We start from the raw sequence: 12462 nt of genomic DNA, 5'->3' as shown, positions 1-12462 counted from the left end.
ACGTCTTCAGAGGACTGAAATACACAAATCCATCTATTTTTTCAAAATACTATAAAATTGAATCTAATTGAATGGATAGGCCTCCAGAGACGTATCGCAATACGTCTCTACGAAAACATTGAAAAATGCTCTTAATCATTGACGATGACATAGCTGTTCGTACCTCTCTTTCTCTTTTGATGAAAAAAGAGGGCTTTGATGTTGTGGCTGTGGGTTCACAGCAGGAAGCGCTGGCGTTTCTGGAATTAGACGTACCAGATCTTATAATACTGGATATGAATTTTTCTAACGATACTTCAGGGATTGACGGATTGAGCCTGTTAACGAAAATCAAGAAAATAAACAGTACTATTCCGGTTATACTAATTACGGGTTGGGCAACTATTGATTTGGCAGTAAGCGGCATGAAACTCGGTGCAAGCGACTTCATTAATAAACCCTGGCAAAACGCGCATCTGATGCAATCCATCAGAACCATTCTGGATTTATCGGAGAAAAAAACGCTTACACTTACCCGCAAAAAACTGGATGCCCAGTATAATTTCAGCCAGTTGATTGGCGAGGATGCCGAATTTCTGAAAATACTTGAAACAATCGGAAGAGTTGCGTCAACTGATGCATCGGTGCTGATTATGGGCGAAAGCGGTACCGGGAAAGAACTGATTGCCGAGGCTATTCACCAGAACAGCCAAAGAAACAGAAAGCCCTTTGTGAAAGTCAATCTGGGTGGCATTTCTACCAGTTTGTTTGAGTCTGAAATGTTCGGGCATGTGCGTGGCGCTTTTACCGATGCCCGCTTTGACCGCGCCGGCCGTTTTGAAATGGCCAACAAAGGAACCATTTTTTTAGATGAAATTGGTGACCTGGACATGAGCAGCCAGGTAAAATTGCTTCGTGTGCTACAAGACCGTACTTATGAAGTACTGGGCAACAGCCGCACCAAAACATTAGACGTACGGGTGGTTTGTGCTACCAATAAAAATCTGGAAGAAAATGTACAATCAGGCGGATTCAGAGAAGATTTACTTTACCGCATCAACCTCATTACCATTAATTTGCCACCTTTACGTAAAAGACCCGGCGATATTCCGCTGCTGGTTAACTTCTTTGTTCAGAATCTGCGGGAAATTTACAACCGACCTCAACTGAAAGTAACACTAGAGGCAATGAAGTGGCTGAAACAATTGCCATTGCCCGGCAATATCCGCCAGTTGAAAAACCTGGTAGAGCGTACTATTCTTGTAAGCCATCATGATACACTCGACGCCGCCGATTTTCAGGCGCAATGGCAGCCATCTGTAAAAAAAGCGGGTTCAAATGCGTTACCCGAGGTAGGTAGTATGACACTTGAAGAAATGGAAGTGCAAATGATAAAGAAAGCCATCGAATTTCATAAAGGCAAGGTGATGACTGTTGCCAAGGCATTAGGCTTGACCCGAAGTGCTTTATATCGTAGATTGGAGAAATATAATATCCCGCATGATGAAGATACGGACTAAGTTTATACTTTTTATGGTGGTCATTCATATTATTGTGATTGGCCTCTCTTTTTTCATATTCAAAAGCAATAAACTGCTGTTTATTTTCTCAGAGATTTTTATTCTGGTTTCAATCTATATTTCCTGGCAATTGTATCGTGACCTAATTGCCCCCATCCGTCTGCTTATGACAGGTGTAAATGCCATGCGCGATAAAGATTTTAATGTAAAATTCTTAAAAGTAGGTAAGCTGGAAATGGACGAGCTGATTGATGTTTATAACGGCATGGTAGACCAACTCAGACAAGAACGCACCCGGCAGGAACAGCAACATTATTTTCTTGAGAAACTGGTACAAACATCACCAACGGGTATTTTGATTCTGGACTTTGACGATAATATTGCCAACATAAACCCCAAGGTTGGTGAAATTTTAAATATGAATGCGCACCAGCTGCTGGGTAAATCTGTTTTTTACTTCGACCACCCACTTTTGCAGGCTATCAGCACCCTTAAAACCGGAGAGTCGCGCACGATAGCATTGAATGGTATACAAACTTATAAATGTCAGAAATCGCATTTTATTGACCGGGGCTTTCCGCGTTATTTTATCATGATTGAAGAGCTGACGGTTGAGATTCTGAATGCCGAAAAGAAAGCATACGGAAAGGTAATACGGATGATGGCACATGAGGTAAACAACTCAATTGGTTCTGTCAATTCAATTCTTGATACCACCGTGCAGATGCAGGAACATGATTCTGAGCTAAAATATGCACTGGAAATTGCTATCCAACGGAATAACCACCTGAACCATTTTATGCGGAATTTTGCAGATATGGTTCGTCTGCCAGAACCCCGGCCTGTTAAGTCAGATTTGAATGAACTGCTGCGAAACTCAAGCAGACTTATGGAATATAAAGCCTCACAATTGGACATTCAGATTGAAGCACATCTTACCGAAATGCCTTTTTTAATTATGGCTGATGTGCATCAGCTAGAGCAGGTAATTATCAATATTATAAAAAATGCCATTGAGTCAATAGAGCTTCGCAAAAAGAAGAACCCCGATTGGCAGGAAAAAGGCCAGATTGTTATTAGTAATACATTCCGCCCTAAACAATTATTAATTGAAGACAACGGCGCAGGTATTTCTACAGACGCCGAGCAACAGATTTTCTCTCCATTTTTCACCACCAAAGAAAACGGACAGGGAATAGGCCTTACGCTGATCCGTGAAATACTGGTTAATCATGGGTTTCAGTATTCGCTCAAAACCAATCCAGACAGACTGACAGTTTTCAGGATTGGCTTTTGAAGCCGTAAAATTAATCCTTGTCAATTATATAAATTTGCTATTTTTGGCCCACTTTACAAACAGTAGATGACCGGGTCTATTGACAGGTTTTACCTAAAACTAACGCACATGAGAAAAATCATTATTCTGTGCCTGCTTGCAGGCATGGCAATGGCACAAACCCCCAAGCCTTTTGGCGCTACCCCAACGGCCGACCAACTTAAATGGCACAATTTAGAATATTATGCCTTTGTACATTTTGGACCCAACTCTTTTACCGACAAAGAATGGGGAGATGGCAAAGAGAAAGAAGACGTTTTTAACCCTACCCAGCTTGATTGCCGCCAATGGGCCAGAATCTGCAAAGCCGCAGGTATGAAAGGCATTATTATTACAGCTAAACACCATGATGGCTTTGCGTTGTACCCCAGCAGATATTCAACGCATACGGTAAGAGAGTCTCCGTGGAAAAACGGTAAAGGAGACGTTCTGAAAGAACTATCGGCCGCCTGTAAAGAATATGGATTGAAAATGGGAATTTACATTTCTCCCTGGGACAGAAACCACCCTACCTACGGCACCCCTGAATACAACCAGGTATATGTAAATATGCTGAAAGAAATTACCACGCAATATGGCGACTTGTTTGAAGTATGGTTTGATGGCGCGAATGGCGAAGGCCCTAATGGCAAAAAACAGGTGTATGATTTCCCGTTGTTCAACAAAACCGTGAAAACCTATCAGCCACATGCACTAATTTTCAGCGATGCCGGCCCGGATATCCGCTGGGTGGGCAATGAAAACGGCTTTGCCGGCGAAACCTGCTGGAGTACCATCAATGGCGCAGCGTTGTTTCCTGCCTACGACAAACCCAAACACCTGAACGTGGGCGATGCCAACGGCACGCACTGGATACCGGCTGAATGCGATGTATCTATACGCCCGGGTTGGTTCTATCATAAAAACGAAGACGATAAAGTAAAGACTCCTCAGGCATTGATGGATATCTGGAATAAATCTGTAGGCAGAGGCGCCAACTTACTGCTGAACATTCCGGTAGATAACCGGGGGGTGATTCATGAAAATGATGCAAAAGCGTTGCTGGAATTCAAGAAATTACGCGATGAGTATTTCAGTAAAAATCTGTTAACGAAAGGTACTTTTACAAAAAAAACGGGTGCTGCCAGTTATGATATTTCATTGAACAAGGCACAAACTTTTAACTGTCTGGTTGTGCAGGAAGACATTCGTTTCGGACAACACATCAGTGAGTTTGAGGTACAGATAAAAGAAAATACCGAATGGAAAACAGTAGCAAAGGCCACAACCGTCGGGCGCAAGCGCATTGTGTATTTTCCGCAAGTAAATGCTAAAGATGTTCGCGTTACTGTTTCAGGCACGTTAGCCAAGCCCATGATATCAAATATTGAGCTATATAATACACCTGCCAATTAAGGTGATATTTAGCTGCAAAAAAAATCCCTTCCTTATGCCAGAAGGGATTTTTTTGTATCATTTCATTTCCATTCACAATCTTCATCTAACCACTCATAGCCGGGTTCAATTGGCGCACCTTCAGGTGGTGTTAATGCGCTCGTTGCTACTGCTGCTTCCGGGTTATCTTCAAACTGTTTAATTTTCAGTAAGGTTAATCTGGCAAAACCGGCCCCATCAACATTATTGCTTTTTAACCAGCTTTGTATATCATCTATAGCTCCGTAAGCATTGGCTCGTGCTTCCATAGCTGCATTTTTGTTATTCGCCAGCATCATCAGTTGATCTAAAAACAACATGGCAACCATGCGGTCTATTTGGGCATAATAACTGTTGTTTCTAAACATCTCAGGCTTTTTCCAAAGTTTCTGAACCATAATAGACGAAACCTCAGCCAGGGTAGGTAAATCACCTTTCATTATTTTCTGGCTAACCAGCCTTGCGCTACGCTCTGGATTCAGTATCAGCCTCAGGGTCATTCCAGCTGATGCTTCTGCCGGGGCAAGGGGGTCAAAACCTAAACCGGTATGGCGTTTAAAAGTTTCTCTCGGGTTGGCGTTATATCTGAATGCTCTTGGAGGAATCATTTTCAGTATATGATCAGGCACAGCCAGAAACTCAGGCGTAAGTGTTAGCATTAAAGTATTAAATGCTTCACGTTGTTTGGTTGCAGGCACCGGCTCATAAATAACCTGCCCGTCTCCGCGCAATGCAAAATTATAGTCGGCACCGCCCAGTACTTTGGCTGCAGCCTCTGTCTGATAACGATGAAACATATACATTGGTACCAAAACCTCTTCAATGTTAGCCATTGGGGTATTTACTCTGATTTTTTTATCGGTAAATTCCCTTAAAGCAATTCTGCGTAAGTCCATCACACGCTTCAATTCAGTTACGGCATCTCCGCCGTTATCCCATAAATGTGCATAAGGGCTTACCGAGCCTTCCGGGCGGGCGTCCTGGTCGGTCAAGAATCTCAGGCCTTTTCTTAGTGTATTCTGAACAATTTTTTCTAATTCCGCCTTCTCATCTGCATTATCCGGAAAATCCTGGTATCCCCAGATAATAGAGGCTTTGTCGTACTCACCAATTCCCATTGCATACGCACGTGAGAGATCGAATTTTCCGTTAGAGTAACTGACCAGCGGGTGTGGATAATCCATTACAGAGGCACGCCCGTTAATGCTTGAAATATAATTATGTGGTAGCCCTAAAGTATGGCCTACTTCATGCGCCGCCAATTGCTTCAGTCTGTCGATTGACATCTGGGTGATTTCCTTTACTTTCGTTGTGTCTGTTTCATAGTTGCCCAGAAAACCCTGTGCAATCAGAAAATCCTGACGAACACGCAGTGAACCTAAAGTTACTTTACCTTTCAGAATCTCGCCAGTGCGGGGGTCTATTACGCTGGCGCCATAAGACCAGCCCCTGGTGCTGCGATGCACCCATTGAATAATGTTGTATCGGATATCCATAGGGTCGGCATCGGCAGGAAGCAATTTTACCTGAAAAGCATTCTTGTATCCTGCGGCTTCAAATGCCATGTTCCACCATGCGGTTCCTTCCATGAGGGCAGAACGGATAGGCTCCGGAGCGCCAGGGTCCATGTAATACACAATAGGTTTTACAGGCTCGCTTACCATTGAGGTAGGGTCTTTTTTCTGCAAACGGTGGCGTGAAATGTATTTTTTAACAATGGGTTCACTGATAGGTGTGGCGTAATCAAAGAACTGAATCCCCCCATATCCAATCCGTGGGTCAAATTCTCTTGGTGTAAAAGCTCTGCTTTTTTTATCTGCTTCCAAATCAGGCAGCGCCACAAAAGAGTGGTGCTGATTCATGGTTACAATAGTAGGGGTAGGCACAACCTCTCGCAGATAAGGGCCTGCGTTGTCGCCGGTTAAAGTTATGATAACCTCAAACTCTGAATTGAGCGGAAAGTTTCTTGTATTAGGTAAATAAATAGCGCTACGGGTAGCATCAAGGCGGAAAGTACCCTGTTTGGTGTTTGAAATATCGCGTATGGCACCTACCGCATCCTGAATCAGGAACGGTGTTAAATCAACCAGTACTCTGCCATTGCTTTCTGCTCTAATCTCAAACCCGAAGTGTATTGATTTAGCAAATGATTGTTCTACTGCCTGCTTCTCCAGTGGGTCTTCTGATATAGCTCTGTAGGCGTAGTTGGGTTCAACCATCAGCACTTTATTACCGGCTCTCTGAAACTTTATGACGTGTTCTTCTCCGAGTCGTCCGCGGTCTAAGCCAATATCGTTAGACCCTATCCCCTGAGCCAATGAAGGATAATAGAGCAGCTCTGAATTGAAATGCGCTATTTCAAGATATACTCTGCCGTCTTTGGCATTCCAGTAATAATTAAGGAAGCCCTCTTTTTTATCCATGCCTGTTGTGAAACTCTCGATTGATTTCACATCCTGAGCCATTACGTATGCACTACAAATCAGAAAAACCAGTGTTTGGAAGAAGCGTTTTTTCATGGAAAGGTGATTATTGTTTTTAGTTATGGTTATAGAGGTTTTTGGATATTTATTGATATAATACCTACTTCGGTCGGTATGAATAAAATTGTAACCTTTGTTTTGATTTCAGAGCACGGTGAATGAATTCACCGACTAAGCAAACAAAGGAACATTTATATATCATAACCTTTGTTTTGATAGTCGCCCAATTCATTGGGTGTGTAAATTTCCTTTTCTCGCGATAACAGCCAATGAAGTGGGTCGCCACCCCGGTCGCTGGCTATCAAAACAAAGGAATATTTATATTTTTTAAATCGACCGCGCGGCGGCCGCTAAAGTCGATTCATTCATTTATAGGTCTTCTCCCCCGCCCTCACTTCTGCATTAATTTTGTTTTCTTTAGGCGGTATGGGGCAAATAAAGCTTTCGTTGTAGGCACAGTAAAAATTATGGGCATTATTAAAATCTATTTCAATTTTGCTGCCCACCAGTGCATCTTTCGGGATATTGATATACCGGCCGCCACCATAAGTTTCTTTACCATTGGTTTTGTCCCTAAAGGGCAGCATAAATGTAGTTTCCTCATCAAAAACACTTAGGGTATAGGTAGTACCCTCAATTTCAAAGGTAGCTTCTCCGGCTTTTTTTATTTCGCTTTGTGTGCTGTCGGTCATCAAAATCATCCGCTCTCCGTTATCATTGGTTGCTTTAAAATCAGCCTCGAATTTATATTTCGCATCAGGCTCGAAGTATTTGAATCCGGTAAAGTTGGTAAGATTAGCCACCGGAGAATTCTTTTCTTTAAAGACATCTTTTTGATAGGCTTCTCTTTTTTCGTTGATGCGCCCGGCATAATCTTCTGAGCTACTCAAAGAATAAAACAGGATGCCAATCACTGCAAGCACGATAATTAAAAGTACTACTTTGTTTTTAAGCATAGTCTGATTATGATTGTGGATAAACGTCGGCTAATATACTTAAATAAGAACTTTTATTCGCTATTCTTAGTTGAAATATCGTAATTCGCAGACGAAAACCTTAATTATTGTTACATGTTTACTGGAATCGTAGAGTCAATGGGGCGCCTTGTTGCCATTGAGCCAGATGGCACAAATTTAACCTTTACATTTGAATCTGACATAGCACAGGAGCTAAAAATAGACCAGAGCTTATCGCATAACGGCGTTTGCCTTACGGTGGTAGAGGTACTTACCGATATAACGGATGCTAAAGACAATAATCAAACTCATACAGCGGTAAGGTATAAAGTAACTGCCATTGATGAAACGTTGAAAAAAACTAATCTAGGCAATTTAGGGATAGGCGACAAAGTAAACCTTGAACGTTGCATGCCAGCCAATGGCCGTTTTGATGGCCATATAGTGCAAGGGCATGTAGACCAGACAGGCGTCTGCACAGCTCTGGAAGACCAGAACGGAAGCTGGCTTATATCATTTGAATATGATGCTTCAACTAATAATATAACCGTTGAAAAGGGCTCTATTTGTGTAAATGGCGTAAGTCTGACAGTGGTTAATTCAAAAGATAATGGATTTAGTGTTGCTATTATTCCATATACCTGGGAGCACACCAATTTCCATCAATTGACCGTTGGTAAGGTGGTGAACCTAGAATTTGATATACTTGGCAAATACATGCAACGCATTCTTCAAAAAAGATAAAGCCCTAGCAGGAAACTGCTAAGGCTTTTAATATAGCTGTAAGGCTTAATTTTTTATTCGAACGATTGGAACGGGCGAAGTGTTGAGCCTGTGTAAATCTGACGCGGACGGCCAATAGGCTCTTTATTCGCTCTCATTTCTTTCCATTGGGCAATCCAGCCGGGTAGGCGTCCTAATGCAAACATGACAGTAAACATATTGGTAGGAATACCCAAGGCACGGTAAATAATACCCGAATAGAAGTCAACGTTCGGATACAGTTTTCTTGCAATGAAGTAATCGTCATGCAGAGCTGCTTCCTCAAGACCTTTGGCAATTTCAAGTACAGGGTCATTCACACCCAATTTACTTAAAATATCATCAGCCGCTTTTTTAATGATTTTGGCACGAGGGTCAAAGTTTTTGTAAACTCTGTGGCCAAAGCCCATCAGACGGAAACCAGAGTTTTTATCTTTGGCTTTATTTACAAATTTATTTACATCTCCGCCATCAGCCTTGATATCTTCCAACATCTCAATTACTTCCTGGTTTGCACCACCATGAAGTGGCCCCCAAAGAGCTGATATACCGGCAGAGATAGAAGAATAAATATTGGCTTTTGAAGAACCTACCAGGCGAACCGTTGATGTTGAGCAGTTTTGCTCGTGGTCTGCATGAAGAATCAATAATTTATTTAATGCTGCCGAAACCACAGGGTCAACCGAATATTCTTCAACCGGCAGTGAAAACATCATGTGTAGAAAATTAGAACAATAATCTAATGAGTTTTTTGGATAATTAATTGGGTGGCCGTTTGATTTCTTGTAGCACCAGGTAGCCAGCGTGGGGAACTTAGCCAATAAACGAATGATGTGGGTATCGGTATGATCCGGCGATTTGTCATCATACGAATCAGGGTAGAATCCGCTCATGGCACTTATCAAAGATGACATCACACCCATTGGATGCGCATTCACCGGAAATCCGTCAAAAATGCGACGCATATCTTCGTTAACCAGTGTGTGTCTGCGGATATCGTTATCAAACTTGTTGTATTGCTCTTTGGTTGGTAATTCACCGTAGATAAGCAAATAAGCTACACTTAAGAAATTGGCTTTCTCAGCCAGGTCTTCTATGGCATAGCCACGGTAGCGCAGTATTCCTTCTTCGCCATCTAAGAAAGTAATGGCACTTTTAGTAGCCCCAGTATTTTTATAGCCGCTATCGATTGTTATGTAACCTGTTTCATCACGGAGCTTGGCAATATCAATTGCTTTCTCTCCTTCCGAACCTTCTATGGTAGGGTATTGGTATGACTTACCGTCAAGTATTAATTCTGCTGTACCAGCCATAAAAACATTTAGATTATTTTGTGGTTATCAATTTTATTGATGAATTATTTCGCAAATTCAGTTGCAATAATAACAAAAAAAGCGTAAAAATAACCATATACAGATAAATATTTGTTAAAGCAACTAAAATTTAATTTGACCCGTAAAAACAGGGTAGCGAAACTTATAATTCTTTAACTTTATAACCCCTCTGTAACCAAAAAAGTTTGTAACAGCATAAAAACATGCAAAAACTTAAAGGAAATTTAATACTTAATAAGCAGTTATTATAGTGCGCGAAAGCACAAAGATAATGCTGAAACCCCACGTAAAAAGCATTATTCTATAAAAAACGATTAAATTTTTCTGTATGCTTCTGAAACAACAATAATCAGCAAATTAATGCTGTAATTACCTACTCATTTTTACAATTGAAATGCTACCCTTTAAACCAGCAAACGACGAAGGCCCGGGTTTCGCCGGGCCTTCGTCTGTCAGAATCCAATCCTTCCTTTTATTTTTTTGCGGTCTCCCTTGGCCAGATACTCCTGCATATCGGCCAGTTCTTTTTCAAAGCCGCCACTTAAAATCGGAAACCGGCACCAGCTACGGGGGTCAAGGTTGTGGGTATCCAGATGAAAACCCGGCGCATAGCGTTCGCGCTTCCATTGGTTCCGGCTCCAGAGCCTGAAAAACCGCTCTACCCATCCGGCAAGTGTATCCCTGTCGAACCGGTCAGCAAATTGTGCTTCCATAAACAAAAGGCACTCCAAAGGAGGCTTTTTATCTCTGATGGCCACCTTCTCTATTTCATTCAGCACCTCATAAGGCATCAGGTCTTTTTCATCAGTCTGCTTTTTATCAAGTGGGCGAAGTTCAGCTGTAGGCTGCAGGTTATTTACTTTATTAAGGCCCTCAATTCTGATGTGCCTGCCTTTTACGTCACATCCTACGGTTTCCAGCCATACCAGCCAGCCTCTTAACCAGAATTTTTCAATGCCTGATATAGGGTTGATACTTCCGGCAGTGTCGCCATCCATCGTACAATAGCCGACCGCTACCTCTGAACGATTAGACGTAGCCAGTAATAAATGATTATTTAAATTAGCCAGCAACCACACACCCGGAGCCCTAACCCGGGCCTGAATATTCTGTAAGGCCAGATCATCCGTTTCCCATGAAAGATTCCTGCCGATCTGCTCCTCAATCATGCCCGTATAAGCGTCAACCAAGCCATTGATATTGACATTATAAAAAGTAGCGCCAATTGAATTGGCCAGACTCTCGGCCGACGTAAAAGTATCTGTTGAACTGTTTTCGGTACCCTGATAAATACTGTGAATCAGCTCTTTGGTTACCTCTTCTACGGTTGTGCAAGACTGTATCTTTTTAATATACGAAAGTTTCTTTTTGAAGGCATCCAGACCGATGCTTTCGTCGGCCAGGCGAATCATTAAGCCACACAATGCCACGCAGGCGCAAGAATCGGCTCCACCTGAAAGTGAAACAGTAAAACCCTGAGAATGTGACTTGCGCAGATAATCGAACAAGGCCAGCGATACCGCACGGGCAAATTCTTCTTCTTTCAGGTATCCGCCTCTTTCAAATCTCTCTAATTCGGCATGCTGATTCGCCACAGGCCTTATATCCGGAAAATCAAAAAGGGCAGCTACTTTCCAGTTACCGGTAGCTAAAGATGATTTAATCTGAGAATGATTCACCCTTGGGCCTTCTATATCAATAACTGCACTGGTTACATAAAAATCGCCATAACCAAATCGTGGCGACGACACCAGCAGGTTGCCATCTGAAGCAATCATAGCATCGCCGTCAAAAATCAATCGGCCAGACTCATTCCCAAGCAAGTTGGTATAAATATAACTACAGGCAAAAGAACGGCTACCGTCAATAACAAACCGCTCACGGGTTATAAATTTAGCAAACGAGAACGGGCTGGCGCTTGGATTAAGTATAACATCTACGCCCCTGTCAAATAGCGTTCTGCCGGGTCTGTTTGCCACCCAGGCATCTTCACATATTTCAAAACCAATACGCACGCCGCTCAAATCAAAAACCAGGTCTCCTATGGGGTACTTAAATTCATCAATTTCAATTTCATCGCGTACACCGGCAGGCCAGCGATGAAACCAGCGGTCTTCATAAAACACCCCATAATTTGGCAAGTGCTGCTTGCAAACAAAACCGAGTATCCGCTTGTTGGCTATCAGGCATGACGTATTATATATCTTGTTATTGAAACGAACCGGCAACCCCACCGACACAATGATGCCAGATGTATGCAACACTATTTCGTTCAAACTCTCTTTGGCCTGCTCAATTAGGTCTGTCGAATAAAAAGCATCGTCGCAGCCATAGCCTGTTATGCAAAGTTCTGGCAGGCAAAGCAGGCTTACGTTCTGCTTGTCTGCCTCTCTTATACAATCTATAATGTTTTTCCGGTTCTGCTCCCAGTCTAACGGCGTCTGGTTAAGCGTGCCTGCTGCAACTTTAACTAATTTCATTGTTATTATTTATTAACTCGCGTCTGTTCAACCGAACCAAATGATTTCTAATTACAAATATAAGAAAATCTGCCAACCCCAACCCTTTAAGCGCACGTTACGTGCTTAAAGGTGTGCAGCACACGGCCACTCATCCACTCATCCTTAAAAACCCGTTATTCATAAATATTTTTCCTTTTATTAATATATATTTATTGTT

8 protein-coding genes are annotated in these 12462 nt (G+C 42.2%); 4 read left to right on the top strand and 4 right to left on the bottom strand.

Annotated features, from left to right (window positions below; all coding sequences use genetic code 11):
• Positions 1-125 precede the first annotated feature (125 nt).
• From MB380_RS04135 to MB380_RS04125, 3 genes are all read left to right on the top strand, one after another.
• Positions 126-1499 carry a sigma-54 dependent transcriptional regulator gene (locus MB380_RS04135; RefSeq protein WP_253533559.1) on the top strand — a complete coding sequence of 458 codons (1374 nt, stop codon included), beginning with the start codon at positions 126-128 and terminating at the stop codon, positions 1497-1499.
• Positions 1480-2796, top strand: coding sequence for a PAS domain-containing sensor histidine kinase (locus MB380_RS04130; protein ID WP_253533558.1), 1317 nt, complete (start codon positions 1480-1482; stop codon positions 2794-2796). Before MB380_RS04135 ends, MB380_RS04130 begins: the two co-directional genes overlap by 20 nt.
• A gap of 108 nt (positions 2797-2904) precedes the next feature.
• Positions 2905-4230 carry an alpha-L-fucosidase gene (locus MB380_RS04125; RefSeq protein ID WP_253533557.1) on the top strand — a complete coding sequence of 442 codons (1326 nt, stop codon included), beginning with the start codon at positions 2905-2907 and terminating at the stop codon, positions 4228-4230.
• A gap of 62 nt (positions 4231-4292) precedes the next feature.
• Here MB380_RS04125 and MB380_RS04120 read toward each other — a convergent pair whose 3' ends face one another.
• Complete coding sequence (locus tag MB380_RS04120) at positions 4293-6767, bottom strand: zinc-dependent metalloprotease (RefSeq protein WP_253533556.1); 2475 nt, start codon at positions 6765-6767, stop codon at positions 4293-4295.
• 329 nt (positions 6768-7096) lie between these two features.
• Positions 7097-7687 carry a DUF1684 domain-containing protein gene (locus tag MB380_RS04115; protein WP_253533555.1) on the bottom strand — a complete coding sequence of 197 codons (591 nt, stop codon included), beginning with the start codon at positions 7685-7687 and terminating at the stop codon, positions 7097-7099.
• 114 nt (positions 7688-7801) lie between these two features.
• Here MB380_RS04115 and MB380_RS04110 point away from each other — a divergent pair, with 114 nt between their 5' ends.
• Complete coding sequence (locus MB380_RS04110; protein ID WP_253533554.1) at positions 7802-8431, top strand: riboflavin synthase; 630 nt, start codon at positions 7802-7804, stop codon at positions 8429-8431.
• A gap of 53 nt (positions 8432-8484) precedes the next feature.
• On the opposite strand, the gene MB380_RS04105 is transcribed toward MB380_RS04110, so the two are convergent.
• A complete protein-coding gene (locus MB380_RS04105; RefSeq protein ID WP_253533553.1) occupies positions 8485-9762 on the bottom strand; it encodes a citrate synthase in 1278 nt (425 codons plus the stop codon).
• 473 nt (positions 9763-10235) lie between these two features.
• Entirely contained in the window at positions 10236-12263 is a 2028-nt protein-coding gene (gene nadE, locus MB380_RS04100) for an NAD(+) synthase (RefSeq protein ID WP_253533552.1), read from the bottom strand.
• Positions 12264-12462: the final 199 nt, after the last annotated feature.

The sequence above is a fragment of the Emticicia sp. 21SJ11W-3 genome (genome assembly GCF_024138715.1).
GTDB classification, from domain to species: Bacteria; Bacteroidota; Bacteroidia; order Cytophagales; family Spirosomataceae; genus Emticicia; species Emticicia fluvialis.
The sequence above is the reverse complement of the archived record's forward strand: the minus strand, read 5'-3'. Positions and strand labels throughout refer to the sequence as shown.